This window comes from Alcaligenes sp. Marseille-Q7550 (assembly GCF_965112015.1).
Map to the genome: position 1 here is coordinate 343262 of NZ_CBCOPU010000002.1, position 17057 is coordinate 360318.

Sequence of the window (17057 nt, forward strand, 5' to 3'; positions counted from 1 at the left end):
TCTTTTTCAGCGCCTGAAGAGATTCCCTGCCATGCCGCGACACTGGGAACGCGGCCAGCAATGGGCTAATGGGTGTTGGATTTGTTCAGGGGGCAGGATTCGCAATAACCGCACTGCGCCAGGGCCTGCTTCATGCTGCAAACCGAGCGACGGCAGGCGACGACCTGCACGCCCGACTTCTGGGCGGCGGATCGGAATGTCTTCATGACATTGTGTCCCAGGAAATCGGTCAGCAGGATCAGCAGTTCGGTGCCCGAGGGCAACTGCAAGGTCTTCTTCTGATGGGCGGGATCGCGCCCGCTGATATGGTGCTTGATGGCGATGTTATGGATCTAGAGCAGGTCCGGAATGTTGCCTAGGCGGTCCGCGCCGACCGCGACTGCACTGACGAATTGCGACATGGGAACTCCATCGGGGTGTGAAAGTTAGTTAATGATAATCATTCTTATTATCACAGTCAATTGCACTGATAGCCTGTTTCAATTTCGGACGCAGACTGCTCAGACCGCCTTCACGAGCGGCGACATCGAAGGAGAACGTTGGGAAAGCAGTAAAAAGAAAAGATGCCCGGCAGGCAGGCGGCGCGGGAGGCGCGAACGGCCTCCCGACAGAGAACAAAGGCAGGTTCAGGGCGCCACGGACTGGCTTTCATCGAGCGCATTCTGCACCACGTCGCGAGTCAGGGCCGGCGCCAGCATCTCCAGCAGCACGAAGATGTAGTCGCGCAGGAAGGAGCCCGCCTTGACCGCCACGCGGGTATGGTGTGTGCCGAACAGATGCCCGGCCGACAGGCCCACCAGTCCCTTGTCGCGGCGCGGGTCGAACGCCACGCCGGCAATGATGCCTATGCCCAGGCCCACGTCCACGTAGGTCTTGATCACGTCGGCGTCGATGGCCTCCAGCACGATGTCCGGCGTGATGCCTTCGGCCGCGAAGGCCTCGTCGATGGAGCGCCGTCCTGAAAAGGCGTGGTCGTATGTCACGATGGGATACTGCGAGAGGGTCTCGATGGACAGTTGCTTGTTGGACGGCAGGTCGGCCAAGGGGTGATCTGGACGCACCACGACAGTGTGCTCCCAGGAATACACGGGCAGGGCCACCAGTCCGGGCGTCAGCGCCAGGCTTTCCGTGGCGATGGCGACATCCGCCTGTTCGTGCAGCACCATCTGGGCCAGTGCGGGCGGATTGCCTTCGGCCAGGGACATGTGCACCTTGGGAAAGCGCCGACGGAACTCGGGGATGACCTTGGGCAGGAGATAGCGCGCCTGGGCGTGGGTGCACGCGATGACCAGCGCGCCTTCGTCGCGGCGGGCGAAGTCATCGCTGACGCGCTTGAGATTGTCCACTTCGCGCATGATGCGGTCGATGACCTCGGCCACGGCTTCGCCGGGACGGGTCAGGCCCTTGATGCGCTTGCCGTGGCGCTCGAAGATCTTGATGCCCAGCTCGTCTTCGAATTCGATGATGGCCTTGGAAACGCCAGGCTGGGACGTATAGAGCGAACGGGCCGCTTCAGTCAGATTGAAGTTGCGCCGTATGGTTTCACGCACAAATCGGAATTGCTGTAGATTCATATAATAGCCCCATGTACGAGGCTATTATATGTAATAAGGCAAGCTCTACTTATTATATTAAGTTATAAGCTTACACCCACAACTTACTTCATGACTATCGTGGTATTGACCGTGTTGGCATGCGCCTGCCAGCGCGCCGTCACTGTCTTGGTCTGCGTCCAGAAGTGCACCGCCTGCTTGCCGTTGGGCCCCAGGTCGCCCAGCTTGGAGGCGCGCGAACCTGTGAAGCTGAACCAGGCGACAGGCACGGGAAGGGGGATATTGATGCCGACCTGCCCCACGTCGATCATGTTCTGGAAGTAGCGGGCATGGCCGCCGTCCTGAGTGAAGATGGACACGCCGTTGCCATTGGGGTTGCGGTTGATGAACTGCACCGCCTCTTCCAGCGTGTCCACCCGCACCACGCACAGTACGGGGCCGAAGATCTCTTCCTGATAGATGCGCATTTGCGGCTGCACGTCCCGGAAGATGGTCGGCCCCACGAAGTTGCCTTTCTCGTAGCCGGCCACCTGCACGCCACGGCCGTCCAGCAACAGGGCGGCGCCCTCCTGCACGCCCGCCTCGATAAGCGACTCCACGCGCTGGCGCGCACGCGGCGATACCAGCGGGCCCAGGTCCGCCTGGCGGTCCGTGCCCACATTGACCTTCAAGGCGGCCGCCCGCCGCGCCAGCTCATCGATCCATTCGCCCGCGGCGCCCACCATGACGGCTACGGAGATCGCCATGCAACGCTGGCCGGCTGCGCCGAACGCTGCGCCCAGCAACTGATTCAAGGCAACGTCGCGGTCGGCGTCCGGCATGACGATGCAATGATTCTTGGCGCCCATCATGGCCTGGCAGCGCTTGCCCGCCTCGGTCGCGCGGCGATGGATTTCAGTGCCCACGGCCGTGGAGCCGATGAAGGACACCGCCTTGACGTCCGGATGCGTCACCAGGGCGTTGGCGATGTCCGCGCCCCCATGGACCACGTTCAGCACGCCGGGCGGCAAGCCCGCTTCCAGCGCCAGCTCCGCCAGCATCAGGCTGGAGGTCGGATCCTGCTCGGACGGCTTGAGCACGAAGGTATTGCCGCAGGCCACCGCCAGCGGAAACATGAAGCAAGGCAGCATCACCGGGAAGTTGAACGCCGTCACGCCCGCGCACACGCCCAGCGGCTGTATCAAGGTGTAGACGTCGATGCCGCTGGCCGCATTCTCGGCATATTCGCCCAGTTGCAGCGACACGATGGAGCAGGCGTGCTCGATCACCTCCAGCCCCCGCCCGACTTCTCCTTCCGCATCGGGCAGGGTCTTGCCGTGCTCGCGCGAAATGGCCTGCGCCAGTTCGGCGCTGCGTTCGCGCACCAGGCGCTGCAGATTCAACATGACGCGCATGCGCGTGCCCTGGCTGGAATGCCGCCAGCTCTCGAACGCCTTGGCGGCGCTGGCCACGGCCATGTCCAGTTCGGCTTGAGTCGCAAAGGGTACGCGCGCCACCACCTCCTGGGTGGCGGGATCGAGCACATCCTCCCAGTGGGCGCTGCTCGATTGCACGCGCTGACCATCGATCAGCAAAGGTACGCGGACGGCTTCTGTCATCTCCTGTCTCCTGTGAAGAACTCAGGCCTTGCCGCCGCGGCGGCGTGGCCTTTTGTATAGGGTTCTCATCGAGTGTAGAAGGCCGGGCCGCCGTTTACCATGATGAAAAATGCACAGGAGCTGGGCATTCATGCACAAGGTCGTTTTCCCGAGGGCACAGGGCCATGGACTGGGATAATCTGCGCTATTTCCTGGAAGTCGCCCGCTGCCAGCGCATCAGCCTGGCCGCGCAGCGACTGGGCGTGCAGCACAGCACCGTGGCGCGCCGCGTCCAGGCTCTGGAGCAGGAGCTGGGCGTGCGGCTGTTCCACAAGTCCACCGTCAGCGGTTACAGCCTGACCGGCGAAGGCCTGAACCTGCAGCAGCGCCTGGAGCCCGTGGAGAGCCGGCTTCTGGCCGCGCGCGACGCCGTCGCGGGCAAGGCCAGGCCCTTGTCGGGCACGCTGCGCCTGGGCTGCACGGAAGCATTCGGAAGCTACGTGCTGACCCCCTGCTCAACCAGTTCCAGGCCCGCTACCCGGACCTGACGCTGGAGCTGCTGCCCGTGCCCCGCCCCATCAGCCTGTCGCGCCGGGACGCCGACCTGGCCATCGCGCTGGAACGCCCCCAGCGCGGCCCCTACTGGTGCACCCGCCTGGCCGACTACAGTCTGCGCCTGTACGCCCATGTCGACTACCTGAACACCCGCCCGCCCATCGCGAACATACAGGACCTGCCCCGCCACCGCTTCATCGCCTATGTGGATGACCTGCTCTTCAGCGACAGCCTGCGTTACCTGGACGAGATCGTGCATTCGGCGCCGGTCCGCTTTCGCAGCACCAGCGTGATCGCACAATACCAGGCCGCCCTCCAGGGACAGGGACTGGCCGTGCTGCCCTGCTTTCTGGCGCAGACCGATCCGCGGCTGCGCTGCGTGCTGCCCGGGCAGGTGGAGCTGCGGCGCCGCTTCTGGATGTTCTGTCATGAAGAACAACGCCACAACCCCAGCCTGACCAGCCTGTGGCATTTCCTGAAACAGGCCGTACAGGAACGCCAGGCCCTGCTGGACGGGGTCTGAACAGTCAGGTCCGGGCCCTGGAGCGCACTCGGAACAAAAAAGGGGCCTCAAGGCCCCTTGCTGTTCTTCAGGCCGTTGCGGCCGGCGGTTTGGGCGCCTTGACGCGCAGCTTGCGCCACATCATGAAGACCATCACGCCCAGGAACAGCGCGTGCACCAGCCACAGCCCCAGCTCGAAGCTGAGCTGGCCGTGACCGATCCAGCCGCGCGACAGATTGATCAGATTCATGTAGAGCAGGCCCACCAGGCCCGCCATCAGGATATTGCCCGAACGCCCCATGCGCGGATTGACCGCCCCCAGGGGAATGGCCAGCAGGGCCAGGTTCAGGGCCGCCAGAGGCAGCGCGAAGCGCCACATGATCTGCGACAGGGCTTCGTCATTGCCGTCGCCGAACAGCAGGCTGGTCTGACGCGCCTTGATCTGCTGCTCGGCGCGCGCCCGTATGGTTTCGGCGGTATTGCCGCTGTCGCGGCTCTCCAGGCGTATGCCGTATTTGTCGAAGTCCACCATGCGCAATTCGGGCTGGCCGGGCTTCAAGTCGTAGCGATGCCCGCGGGTCAGCACCAGGAAGCGATCGCCATTGGGCTCGTCCTGCAGGCGCGCGCTCTCGGCTGTCACCACGCTGAGCCACTCCGGATCGATGACCCGGGCGATGACGTTGCCCAGTTCGTCGCCCTCCTGCTGGGGAGAATCCGCGTAGAACACCCGCGCCCCGTCGTCCGATTCGATGAACTGGCCGGCCGTGACCTTGCTCAGGTCCGAGCGCTGCTCAAAGCGCTGGCGGTACTCCGCGATCTGCCGATACGCCCAGGGCGAGGCCTCCAGCGTGAGCAAGGCGATCAGCACGGCCACCGGCACGGCGCAGCGCAGCACCGGAACGACCCAGTCCTTGAGCGACAGGCCGCTGGCGAACCACACCACCATCTCCGATTCGCGGAAGCTGCGTGTGACGGTGGTGAGCACCGCGATGAACAGGGAGACCGCCAGAATGATGGGCAGCGCCGTGATGCTGGAAAACGCGGCCAGGCCCAGCACCACGTCCGGCCCGATGGTGCCGTTGGCCGCCTCGCCCAGCAAACGCACCAGCAGCACGCTCAGCCAGACGATCAGCAAAGTGGACAGGACCACGCCGCCATGGCTTAGGATTTCGGAGACCGCGGAACGTTTGAATAGAGACATGTGAGAATTTGCGGGATAATCAGAATCGAATCAGCACTGAGATCCGGAGGACAGTTCAATGGAATTTAGCACACAGACATCCACTTCCTTACACCAGATAAAGACCGCCGCGCTGGGCGTGGGCGTCTTTGCCGAGGGCATCCTGAGCCCCGCCGCGGAATTGATAGACCGCGCCAGCAACGGCGCCGTGAGTGCCGCCGTCAAGGCCGAGTTCAAAGGCAAGCCCAAGACCCGCCTAGTGCTGCGCAACCTGCCCGGCGTCAAGGCCGAACGGGTCATTTTAATCGGCTTGGGCGCCCAGGACGAGTATAAAGCCGCCACGCACTCCGACGCCCAGGCCTGCCTGGCCGACTATTGCGCTCAGGCCGAACTGCCCGAAGCCGTTTCGGCCCTGGCCAGCGTGGACTGCAAGGGGACGACGCTGCGCAGCCGCGCGCAGGACGCCGCCCTGTCCGTGACCCGCGCCCTGTACCGCTACACCGCCACGCTCAGCAAGCCCGAGCCCGCCCCCAGGCTCAAGAAATTTCAGCTCTGGACCGCCCGCACGCAGGCCGGCGAAGCCAAGGCCGGCCTGGAGCAAGGCCATGCGGTGGGCAATGGCGTCACTCTGGCCCGACTGCTGGCCGATCTGCCCGGCAATATCTGCACCCCCACCTACCTGGCCCAGACCGCCAAGCAACTTGCCAAGGAATTCAAGTCGCTGAAGGTCGAGGTGCTGGAGCGCAAGCAGATCGAAGCGCTGAAAATGGGCTCCTTCCTGTCGGTGGCGCGCGGCTCGGACGAACCGCCGGCCTTCATCGTGCTGCGCCACACTCCCAGCGCCAAGCCGGTGAGCGAGGACGGCCCCATCGTCCTGGTCGGCAAGGGCCTGACCTTCGACTCCGGCGGCATCTCCATCAAGCCGGCCCTCAACATGGACGAGATGAAGTACGACATGGGCGAGGCCGCCAGCGTGCTGGGCACCCTGCGCGCCGTGGCCGAACTGAACCTGGACCGTGAAGTCATCGGCGTGGTGGCCAGTTGCGAGAACATGCCCAGCGGCCGCGCCAACAAGCCCGGCGACGTGGTCACCAGCATGTCCGGCCAGACCATCGAGATCCTGAATACCGACGCCGAAGGCCGCCTGGTGCTGTGCGACGCCCTGACCTACGTGGAGCGTTTCAAGCCTGCCGCCGTCATCGACATGGCCACCCTGACCGGCGCGTGCGTGATCGCCCTGGGCCACGTCAACAGCGGCCTGTACTCGCCCGACGACGAACTGGCCGACCAGCTCCTGCAGGCCGGCCGGCAGGCGGGCGACACCGCCTGGCGCATGCCGCTGGAGGACGCCTACCAGGAACAGTTGCGCTCGAACTTCGCCGACATGGCCAATATCGGCGGCCCGCCCGCCGGCTCGGTCACGGCCGCCTGCTTCCTGGCGCGCTTCACCAAGGCGTACCGCTGGGCCCACCTGGACATCGCCGGCACCGCCTGGCGCAGCGGCAAGGAAAAAGGCGCCACCGGCCGTCCCGTCCCGCTGCTGGTCCAGTACCTGCTGAATCAGGGCCGCTAGGCATGAGCCGCGTCGATTTCGCCTTCGGCGCGCCGGACCGCTTGCGCATGGCCTGCGAGGTCGTGCGCAAGCATTACCAGGCGGGCCGGCAGGGGGTGGTCTATCGGTCGGACCCCCGCCAGCTCGCCCGCGTCGACCGCCTGCTGTGGGGCTTCGAATCCACCGCCTTCGTGCCCCACGTCGGCGTGGATGATCCCCTGGCGCCGGACACCCCCGTGGTGCTGACCTCGGCCGCGCCCGTGCCCCCGGCCGAACAGGCCTGGCTGCTCAACCTGGACGCGCAGTGCCCGCCCGGGTTCGAACAGTTCCAGCGCGTGCTGGAAATCGTCTCCGAACGCGAATCCGACCGGCTGCAGGCGCGCGAACGCTGGCGCCTGTATCAGGCCCAGGGTTGCGAGCTGCACGCCCACAAGCTGGATCGTCACTGAAGCCGGCGACGACTCTCTTGATTATTCAGGTATTTGTCAGTTATTCTTTGCCCTTGATCCCACCTGTATTCTAAGGAATCACCATGAGCGAATTTCGTCAATCCAGCCTGCCTGAGCACAACGGCTCCCTGGGCGCACAGTCGCTGATTGCTCGCAATCGCGTCCTGCGCAACACGTACTGGCTGCTGGCCCTGTCCATGGTGCCCACCGTGCTGGGCGCCCTGCTGGGCCTGTCCTCCGGCATCAACCGGGTCATGGGCGCCAGCCCCGGCCTGAGCGCCATCGTATTCCTGGTCGGCGCCTTCGGCCTGATGTTCCTGATCGAACGCAACAAGAACAGCTCGCTGGGCGTGGCCCTGCTGATGGCCTTCACCTTCTTCATGGGCGTCATGCTGTCGCGCCTGCTGGGCTTCGTACTGGGCATGGGCAATGGCGCGCAACTGATCATGCTGGCCTTCGGCGGCACCGCGGCCGTGTTCGCCACCATGGCAACCGTGGCCAGCACCACCAAGCGCGACTTCACGCACCTGCAGAAGTTCCTGTTCATCGGCGCGGTCATCATCCTGGTCGCCGCCCTGGCCAACATCTTCCTGCAACTGCCCGCCCTGATGCTGACCATTTCCGTGATGGCCATCGGCATCTTTTCGGCATTCCTGCTGGTGGACCTGCAGCGCGTCATCAACGGCGGCGAAACCAACTACGTCTCGGCCACGCTGGCCATCTACCTGGACGTGTACAACATCTTCAGCAACCTGCTGATGCTGCTGGGCATCCTCGGCGGCGACCGCGACTGAGTTTTTCTTCCTCTCGATATTTCAGCCCCTTCCCAGGGGGCTTTTTTTTGGTTCTTTGAGGAATTCCGGGAGTCAATTTGCCAGGTCGATGCCGAACTGTTTCTTTGAAGACGCCATTCAAGGCGCAGCGGATGTGAGGTTGACGCCTCATACGGCTTGCGCGGACGTCCCGCCGTTTGGGCCAATACAGCGGCGCCGTTCTCGCGAGGCGGGCCGGGGCGGGCCAGCGGGCGAGTCAGGGCCTTCGCCGCAGGCGGGATGCGGGGGCGGGAGGCAAGGGGCGTGCTGCTCGAGCAGGGCGCTTGTGATTCGTCCAGTGGACGAATCACCCTGCGAGGTTCTATGGTTTGGGTCAAGTCGTTTTAGGCAATAACTTGGATGGATCGAAGGCTTGTCCGCTTTTCCATACCGCATAGGCGATGCGCAACAGCTTGCGCGCCAGAATCACAATCGACTCTGTGCCCGCCAGGCCTCGAGCTCGATACGCCTCATACAGCGGTTTACATGCCGTACTACGGCACGCCGACATCGCTGCCAAGTACAGTTGTCGGCGCAGCAGGGCTGGCCCACGCTTGCTGATACGGCGACGTCCTCGTTTGGCCCCGGAGTCATTGGGTCGGGGATCCAATCCGCTATACGCCACCAAGGCATCCGCGTTGGCGAAGGGGATACGATTGAGCAGCTCCGTTAACACGGACGCTGTCTGCTGGCCAATGCCCGTGACGCTGCGCAAGCGTTGATACCCCTGTTCGAGCTGTGGATCGCCGGCAATCAAGCGCTGTATTTGCCGATCCATTGAAGCCAGAACAGCCTCAAACCCCTGCTGCAACGCGTGGATATCCACACCCGATACATCCACATCCGCAAACGCCTGACGTAAGGCGCCCTGGTGAGCGATGACTTGAGCGCGACGAGACAGCAGCTGGCGTAGCTGTTGCTGTTGGATGCTGAGCGGTTGCCAGGCCTGCAAGCTGGATTGATGCTCTTGCAGGTAGCGGGCAATCACCTCGGCATCAAGGCTGTCGGTCTTGCCCCGGCTGCCCAAGGCCCGCGCATAGTAAAAGACGTCGCGAGCGTTCAGAATAAACACCGTCAGGCCATGAAGATGAGCCAACTGAGCCAGCAAGGCGTGATAACGGCCCGTTGACTCCATCGCAATTTGAGCCTGTTCGGGCACCGTCTTTAACCAGCGCGTAATACCAGCCGCCGTGTTGGCAATGGTGCAGGGCCGTTCGCCCGCTACGCTGATGACCACGTCAGCCTTGGCGACATCGGCGCCGATATAAAGCCTAGTCGTTTGCATGGGAGCACCTCCTGAGCGCATTATGAACAATGTCGGGGTGTACGCCATCGGGCTCGTTAACTTGCGTTCAGATCGGCGGTCGCGGTTCAAGGAACAGCGCCGCTCAGTTCCTTATCGACGATGATGGGTGGGGCAGGAGAGTTCTCGCAGTGTCGGTCCGGCGATGGCCGATAGTTCACAGTGTCCCTCCACCCCGACACCTTAACCATACAAGTTTACGCTCCGCCCGCCCCAGTATCCTGACCAGGGAACCCGCGCGCAGCGCGGGCGAAGGACCCAGCCAAGCCGGCCCGCCCCGGCCCGCCTCGCGAGAACCCGAGCTTCTTTCTGCTTGGCCCAAACAGCTCGCCAGACACGGAGGAACCCCCGGAATTCCTCGAAGAACCGTTTTTTTGCCTCCGGCCGTCTCGCGCCCAGCCGCAACCATTCGCCCCGATCCGCAAGCTGGTTTTTCATGTGGCAGGTGAAGCTCAAGGGTATAGTAAAACCTGTAAAAAACTTCCGATCCGGAGATAGCAGGTGGCCGTATTCGAAACCCAACACATCGTGGACAATCTGCGCGGCGCGCGCGAGGACTGGCGGCATGCGCAGCAGCGCCTGAAGGAGCCCGACGGACAGGAATTCCCCTCCGTGCAGGCCCTGACCCGCGTGACAGAGCAGCTCAAGGGCGTACTGTTTCCCATGCGCCTGGGCAGCCCCGACCTGCGCCGCGAACACGAAGACCACTATGTGGGCTACACCCTGGGCCAGGCTCTGAACGCCTTGCTGGAGCAGGCGCGCATCGAACTGCGCCGCTCCGCCCTGGCGTTGCGGCTGAACATGGACCGCGAAGCCATCGAACGGCATGCCCAGGCCGCCATCCAGTCTTTTGCCGACTCCCTGCCCGACATGCGCCGCACCCTGGACCTGGACGTGGTGGCCGCCTACCAGGGCGACCCCGCCGCGCAGAACGTGGATGAAGTGCTGCTGTGCTACCCCGGCGTGCTGGCCATGATCCACCATCGCATCGCCCATGCGCTGCACATCCTGGACCTGCCGCTGATCGCCCGCATCATCGCCGAGCTGGCCCATGGGCAGACCGGCATCGACATCCACCCCGGCGCGCGCATCGATCAGGCCTGCTTCATCGACCACGGCACGGGCGTGGTCATCGGCGAGACGGCCATCATCGGCAAGCGCGTGCGCATCTACCAGGCCGTCACCCTGGGCGCCAAGCGCTTCAGCAAGGACGAAAAAGGCTTTCTGCTCAAAGGCCAGCCGCGCCACCCCATCGTGGAGGACGACGTGGTCATCTACGCCGGGGCGACGATTCTCGGCCGCGTCACCCTGGGCAAGGGCTGCACCATAGGCGGCAACGTGTGGATCACCGACGACGTGCCGGCCGGCGTATCCGTGACCCAGGCCAGCCTGCTGCGCGGCCAATAGGCGCGCGGCACGGGCAGGCCGGTCCACCGCTGGAAGCAGGCATGGCCACGGCGGCGCAGTCAAGGGCGGCTGGCTGCCCCTATTGCGCCGGGTGAGGTCCTGTCCGCTTCGTGTGCAGGCCCGCCGGGGAACTGCATGGCAGCAACGGCGGACTGCACCGTCTGCTCCGACCAGCCTCCGCCCAGGGCCTTGTAGAGATCGATCAGATTGCTCACACGCGCCAGGCGCGTGCGCACCAGAGTCTGCTGCGCGCCATAGAGCGTGCGTTGCGCATCCAGCAGGCTCAGATTGTCATCCACGCCGGCCATGAAGCGCTGCCGGGCCAGTTCATAAGCTTCTTGGCTGGCGGCCGCCAATTGCCGCCCGTACCGGATCTGATCATCCAGCGTGCGCTTGCCGGCCAGGCCATCGGCCACCTCCCTGAAGGCCGTCTGAATGGCTTTTTCGTAGGCAGCGATCTGGATGCGCTTGCGCACTGTCGCCACGTCCAGCTTGGCTTTCAGCGCACCGCCGCTGAAGATCGGCAGCATGATCCGAGGCATGAAGCTCCAGGTGCGCGAACCTGCCTCGAACAAGCCGTCCAGGCTCGCGCTGGCCGTGCCGGCTGCCCCCGTCAGGCTGATCGCGGGCAGGAAGGCCGCCCGTGCGGCGCCGATGCTGGCATTGGCGCCGCGCAACTGATGTTCGGCAGCCCGTACATCAGGCCGGCGTACCAGCAGATCGGACGGCATGCCGGCCGGCAGGTCCGCGGGCACCAGGCCGTCGGGCAGCGTCACGGCCTCATCCAGCAGGCGGGACAGGTCCGGAGTCAATGGCTGCCCCAGGAGCAGCACCAGGGCATTGCGATCACGCGCAGCCTGCCGGGTGTACATCGCCAGGTTTGCCTGTGCGCTGCGCAGCGACATCTCGGCGCGGCGCAGATCGATCTGGCTGGCGCCGCCGGCTTCGACCAACTGCGCGGTCAGATCGAAAGAGCGCTGTTGTGCGTTCAGTGTTTCTTGAGTCAGGCCCAGCAGTTCCTGGTCGGCCCGCAATGTCAGATAGGTGTTCGCCACTTCGGCGACCAGGCTCAACTGGGCCGCCGTACGAGTTTCATCAAGCGCCAGATAGGACGCCAGAGCCTGTTCGCCCAGGTTGCGAATGCGTCCCCACAGATCAATTTCCCAGGACACAATGCCCGAAACCTGGTAGCTGCGGTCTATCGTGGCGTCTGCGGCCGGGCCGAGGTCTGCCGGCACTCGCCGGGCCGCGCCATCCGCACCCGCTCCAAGATGGGGCAGCAGCTCGGCACGCTTTATACGATACTGCGCCCGGGCGGCTTCCACGTTCAGCGCCGCCTTGCGCAGGTCAGGGTTATTGGACAGGGAAATGGCGATCAACTGCTGCAATAGCGGATCGCGAAAGAAGTCACGCCAGCCTATGTCGGCGGCGCTCACCTCGCCGGAGCTCCCGAACGCTGCCTGAACATAAGCCGCGCCGGATGGATAGGCCGGATCGACAGGCGCGGCCGGGCGCTGATACGTCGGCGTCAGGGAACATCCGGCCAGTACGGCCGTCGCGGCAAGCAGCGTCGGCATCCTGGTTCTTTGGGTCAGAGCAAAAAATGTTTTCATGTCGATATGTCCTCCCGGCTGTCATGCACTCTGATTGTTCAGCTCCGCGACGACGCCACGGGCTGCGCGACGCAGAGCCAGACGGCGCACCACCATGTAGAACACGGGCGTCAGCAGCAAGCCGAACAACGTCACGCCCAGCATGCCGGCGAACACCGCGATCCCCATGGCATGCCGCATTTCGGCGCCGGCGCCGGTGGCCAGCACCAGCGGAACGACACCGGCGATGAAGGCCAGCGAAGTCATCAGGATGGGGCGCAGGCGCAGACGCGCCGCCTCGAGCACGGCGCTCAGCGGGTCGGCGCCCTCGTCTTCCTTGGCGCGAGCGAACTCCACGATCAGGATGGCGTTTTTGGCCGCCAGGCCGACCAGCACCACGAAGCCGATCTGCGTGAAGATATTATTGTCGCCCCCTGAGATCCAGACTCCTGCGATTGCCGACAGCAGCGCCATGGGCGCGATCAGCAGCACCGCGAATGGCAGCGACCAGCTGTTGTACTGGGCCGCCAGTATCAGGAAGGCGAGCAGCACCGCCAGCGGAAAAATGAACAGCGCCGAGTTGCCGGCCTGCTTCTCCTGGAAGGTCAGGTCCGTCCACTCGTACACCATGCCGGCCGGAAGCGTTTCGCGGACGATTCTCTCGATGGCATCGGTGGCCTGGCCCGAGGAATAGCCGGGAGCCGGGCCGCCGCTGATGTCCGCCGAGGGAAAGCCGTTGTAGTGCATCACCCGGTCCGGGCCGGTGCTGCGCGTGATCGTCGCCAGGGCGGAGAGCGGAATCATCTCCCCTGCCGCATTGCGCACCTTGAGCAGGCCAATGTCTTGCGCTTGCATGCGATAGGGCGCATCGGCCTGGGCCATGACCCGATAGGTGCGGCCGAACCGGTTGAAGTCGTTGACGTACAGCGAGCCCAGGTTCACCTGCAAGGGGTCGAACACCTCGGTCAGCGATACGCCCTGGGACTTGGCCTTCACCCGGTCAATGTCCACCTGCAGTTGCGGCGCATTGGTTTGAAAGCTCGCCAGCATGTTCGCCAGCTCCGGCGCCTGCATGGCCTTGCCCATGATCTGGCTCTGCGCCCGCGCCAGGGCCTCGACGCCCAGCTCCGCCCTGTCCTCGATCTGGAGCTTGAAGCCGCCCATCGCCCCCAGGCCCGGCACGGGCGGCGGTGGAAAGATGCCGACGAAGCCATCCGGGATCTGGCTGAACTTGCCCATCAGCCTGCCTGCGATGGCATTGGCCGACAAGGACGGATCCTTGCGCTCGCCGAACGGCTTGAGCATGGCGAACATCAGGGCGGAGTTCGGCACATTCACCGGGCCATTGACCGACAGGCCGGGGAAAGCCACCACGCTCTCGACGCCGGGCTCGGCCAGCGCAATCCTGGACATCTCCTTGACGACCGCCTCGGTGCGATCGAGGGACGCGCCGCTTGGAAGCTGGGCGATGCCCACCAGGTAGTATTTGTCCTGCGCGGGCACGAAGCCGGCCGGCGTCTTGTGGAACCCCAGCCAGGTCAGGGCCAGGAAGCCGGCATAGAGCAGCAGCACGATGGCGCTGCCGCGCACCGCGCGGCGCACCGTTCCCACATAGCCGTCCGAAGCCTTGTCGAAGAAGCGGTTGAAGCGGCGGAAGAATCCGCCGAACACGCTGTCGATGACGCGCGTCAGGCGGTCGGGCCTGCCCCCTGCATGGTGCGGCTTGAGCAGCACGGCCGCGAGCGCCGGCGACAAGGTGAGCGAATTGATGGCCGACAGAATGGTGGAAATGGCGATGGTCAGCGCGAACTGGCGATAGAATTCGCCCTGCAGGCCCGACAGGAAGGCCGAAGGGATGAAGACCGCCGCCAGCACCGAGGTGATGGCCAGGATGGGGCCTGTAACCTCGTCCATGGCCTTGCGCGCCGCTTCCTTGGGCGACTGGCCCAGGGCGATGTGGCGCTCCACGTTCTCGACCACCACGATGGCGTCGTCCACCACGATGCCGATCGACAGCACCAGGCCGAACAGCGACAGCGTGTTCAAGGAAAAGCCGAACAGGTGCATGAGCGCAAAGGTGCCGACCAGCGAAATCGGCACGGCGACCAGCGGTATGATCGAGGCGCGCCAGGTTTGCAGGAAGAGCACGACGACGATGACCACCAGCAAGGTGGCTTCCAGCAAGGTCATGGCGACGGACTCGAGCGAGGCGCGCACGAAGACCGTGGGGTCGTAGGCGATCCGGTACTCGATGTCCTGCGGGAAGTCCTGCTGCAGTTTCTTCATCGTGGCGTGCACGGCGCTGGAAACATCGAGCGCGTTGGCGCCGGGGCTCTGGATGATCTGCATCGCCAGCGCCGGTTCGCCATTGAGCAGGCTGCGCAGGGAGTAGGAGTCCGCGCCCATCGAGACGCGAGCGACGTCTCGCAGGCGGGTCACTTGCCCCTCGGCGCCCGTCTTCACGACGATGTCGCCGAACTGTTCTTCGCTCGTCAGGCGGCCGAGGGTATTGACGGTGACCTGGAAGGCGGCCGAGGCGTCCGGCTGCTGCCCCACCGACCCGGCGGCGACCTGGACGTTCTGCTCGCGGATGGCGGCGACCACATCGCTCGCGGTCAGCCCGCGTGCGGCGACCCTGGCCGGGTCGAGCCAGACCCGCATGGAATATTCCCCCGCCCCCCAGACCAGGACATCGCCCACGCCGGGCAGGCGCGCGAGTTCATCGCGAACCTGCCGGATGGCGAAGTTCGAAAGATAGAGCGGATCATAGCGTTTGCCCGGCGAGACCAGGTGCACGACCATGAGCACGTCGGGGGAGGTTTTCTGCGTGACCACCCCGATGCGCTGGACTTCCTGCGGCAGCCGGGGCAAGGCGCGCGAGACGCGGTTCTGCACCTGGATTTGCGCCATGTCGGGATCCGTTCCCTGCTTGAACGAAATCGTGAGCACCATGCGGCCGTCGGTCGCCATCTGGGAGTTCATGTAGAGCATCCCCTCCACGCCGTTGACCGCCTGCTCCAGGGGAGAGGCAACCGTGTCGGCGATCACCTGGGGGTTGGCGCCCGGATAGCTTGCCGTGACCTGTACCGTGGGCGGGGTGACCGAAGGATACTCGCTCAGCGGCAGCTGGAGGAAAGCCACCGCGCCGGCGATCAGCATCAGCACCGACAGCACGATGGCGAAGATCGGCCGATTGATGAAAAAGCGGGGAAAGTTCATTGGCCGGCCTCCTGCGCACCGGCCTGGCCGTTCGGCCCGGCAAGCGCCGGCGCCGCCTGCTGCATGGGTACGATGCGGGGCGTGACGGTCATGCCGGGACGGACCAGGCCCTTGATGATGATCTTCTCGCCGGCCTGCAAGCCGCCATGGACGACGCGCAAGCCGCCCACCATCGGTCCGGGTTCTATCGGCCGGTACTGGGCTTGACTGTCCGGACTGACGACCAGCACATAGCTGCGTCCCTGGTCGGCGCCCACGGCCTGGTCATCGATGAGGATGGTCTGGCGCGCGACGCCGGTGGACAGTCTGACGCGGGCGAACAGGCCCGGCGCCAGTTGGCCATCGGGGTTCGGCACGACGGCACGCGCGCGTATCGTGCCCGTGCTGCGATCGATCTGGTTGCCCACGAAGTCGAGCACTCCCTTGTAGGGAAAGCCCTTGTCGGTAGCCAGGCCCACCTCGACCGTCATCGCCGGCGCGTTTGCCTTGGCATCAGGCCGGGCCTCTCTCACGGCGGCAAGATAAGTGGCCTCGTCGATATCGAAATAGACGTGCAAGGGATCGATCGACACGATCGTGGTCAGCAGCGTGGCCGCGCCTGCCGCGCCGCCGCTGACCAGATTCCCCTCGGTCACCAGCACCCGGTCCACGCGTCCGGAGATCGGCGCGGTGATGCGTGCATAGGAGAGGTCGAGCCGTGCCGCAGCAACAGCCGCCCGGGCCGATTGCACCTGGGCCTGCCGCGCCCGGCGCGCGAAGGCGGCATCGTCATAGGCTTTGCGCGAGACCGCGCCGGTGGCCACCAGCCGTTCGGCACGGTCGAAATCAGCCTGGGCCTGGCTGGCCAGCACTTCGGCCTGGCGCAAGTTTGCCGTGGCAGTGTCCAGCGCGACCTGGAACGGGCGCGGATCGATCTGGAACAGCAACTGCCCCTTGCGCACGAGCCCGCCTTCGGGGACGCTGACCGCCTCGACGGCGCCGCCCACTCGTGAACGCAATTCGACGGTCCTGGGAGCGGCAAGAAAGCCCGTGAATTCGATGGCGGGCGCAATCGAGCGTGTGATGACCTCGGCCACGGGCACCTGCGGCGTCATCGGCGCGCCTGCGGGCGCTTCCTTTGGAGGCGCCGCGGCCTTGCCTTCGTCCTTGGCGGCGTCGCGGGCAGCGAACGCCGTCCCCCCGAGGGCCGCGATGATGCCCGCCGCCACAGCGAATTTGAATTTTTGACGCATGAACATGCCCCTTTACATGCAGCAGGGCTTCGGCCCTTCCGAAGCGTCTCTGCAGGAATTTGAGGCAAGGCTGAGCGTTACAACGACGGGAAGGTCAAGCCTTCCTTCTGCTGAAAATTTCTCC

The 17057-nt window shown here is 64.8% G+C and carries 12 protein-coding genes and 1 pseudogene; 5 read left to right on the forward strand and 8 right to left on the reverse strand.

The genetic code is table 11. From position 1 onward, the window contains the following. Positions 1-65 precede the first annotated feature (65 nt). From ACWPWO_RS10935 to ACWPWO_RS10945, 3 genes are all read right to left on the reverse strand, one after another. Positions 66-332 (reverse strand): DUF2325 domain-containing protein, encoded by a 267-nt coding sequence (locus ACWPWO_RS10935; protein WP_454007479.1) that lies wholly within the window; start codon positions 330-332, stop codon positions 66-68. Positions 333-626: 294 nt separating this feature from the next. Next, positions 627-1574 carry a CysB family HTH-type transcriptional regulator gene (locus ACWPWO_RS10940; RefSeq protein ID WP_454006633.1) on the reverse strand — a complete coding sequence of 316 codons (948 nt, stop codon included), beginning with the start codon at positions 1572-1574 and terminating at the stop codon, positions 627-629. 83 nt (positions 1575-1657) lie between these two features. Beyond that, positions 1658-3151, reverse strand: coding sequence for a CoA-acylating methylmalonate-semialdehyde dehydrogenase (locus tag ACWPWO_RS10945; RefSeq protein WP_454006634.1), 1494 nt, complete (start codon positions 3149-3151; stop codon positions 1658-1660). Positions 3152-3315: 164 nt separating this feature from the next. On the opposite strand from ACWPWO_RS10945, the pseudogene ACWPWO_RS10950 reads away from it, so the two are divergent. Beyond that, a pseudogene (locus ACWPWO_RS10950) lies at positions 3316-4208 on the forward strand (LysR family transcriptional regulator). Positions 4209-4275: 67 nt separating this feature from the next. On the opposite strand, the gene lptF reads toward ACWPWO_RS10950, so the two are convergent. Next, positions 4276-5388, reverse strand: coding sequence for an LPS export ABC transporter permease LptF (gene lptF / locus ACWPWO_RS10955; protein ID WP_454006635.1), 1113 nt, complete (start codon positions 5386-5388; stop codon positions 4276-4278). Between the two features lie 58 nt (positions 5389-5446). Here lptF and ACWPWO_RS10960 point away from each other — a divergent pair, with 58 nt between their 5' ends. From ACWPWO_RS10960 to ACWPWO_RS10970, 3 genes are all read left to right on the forward strand, one after another. Beyond that, complete coding sequence (locus ACWPWO_RS10960; RefSeq protein ID WP_454006636.1) at positions 5447-6940, forward strand: leucyl aminopeptidase; 1494 nt, start codon at positions 5447-5449, stop codon at positions 6938-6940. A 2-nt stretch (positions 6941-6942) separates the two neighbouring features. Beyond that, on the forward strand, positions 6943-7368 hold the full coding sequence (locus tag ACWPWO_RS10965) for a DNA polymerase III subunit chi (protein WP_454006637.1): 426 nt from the start codon (positions 6943-6945) through the stop codon (positions 7366-7368). A gap of 83 nt (positions 7369-7451) precedes the next feature. Beyond that, the gene (locus ACWPWO_RS10970; protein ID WP_394060819.1) at positions 7452-8162 is read left to right on the forward strand and encodes a Bax inhibitor-1/YccA family protein; all 711 of its coding nucleotides are present in this window, start codon (positions 7452-7454) and stop codon (positions 8160-8162) included. 352 nt (positions 8163-8514) lie between these two features. On the opposite strand, the gene ACWPWO_RS10975 is transcribed toward ACWPWO_RS10970, so the two are convergent. Next, positions 8515-9465, reverse strand: a complete 951-nt coding sequence (locus tag ACWPWO_RS10975; RefSeq protein WP_454006638.1) for an IS110 family transposase — start codon at positions 9463-9465, stop codon at positions 8515-8517. Between the two features lie 519 nt (positions 9466-9984). Here ACWPWO_RS10975 and epsC point away from each other — a divergent pair. Then, entirely contained in the window at positions 9985-10890 is a 906-nt protein-coding gene (gene epsC / locus ACWPWO_RS10980) for a serine O-acetyltransferase EpsC (protein WP_394060820.1), read from the forward strand. Between the two features lie 59 nt (positions 10891-10949). Here epsC and ACWPWO_RS10985 read toward each other — a convergent pair whose 3' ends face one another. From ACWPWO_RS10985 to ACWPWO_RS10995, 3 genes are read right to left on the reverse strand one after another with little or no spacing between them, the layout of a single operon-like run. After that, the gene (locus ACWPWO_RS10985; protein WP_454006639.1) at positions 10950-12467 is read right to left on the reverse strand and encodes an efflux transporter outer membrane subunit; all 1518 of its coding nucleotides are present in this window, start codon (positions 12465-12467) and stop codon (positions 10950-10952) included. A gap of 57 nt (positions 12468-12524) precedes the next feature. Continuing rightward, on the reverse strand, positions 12525-15701 hold the full coding sequence (locus tag ACWPWO_RS10990; protein WP_454006640.1) for an efflux RND transporter permease subunit: 3177 nt from the start codon (positions 15699-15701) through the stop codon (positions 12525-12527). Further along, positions 15698-16939, reverse strand: a complete 1242-nt coding sequence (locus ACWPWO_RS10995; RefSeq protein ID WP_454006641.1) for an efflux RND transporter periplasmic adaptor subunit — start codon at positions 16937-16939, stop codon at positions 15698-15700. Before ACWPWO_RS10995 ends, ACWPWO_RS10990 begins: the two co-directional genes overlap by 4 nt. Positions 16940-17057: the final 118 nt, after the last annotated feature.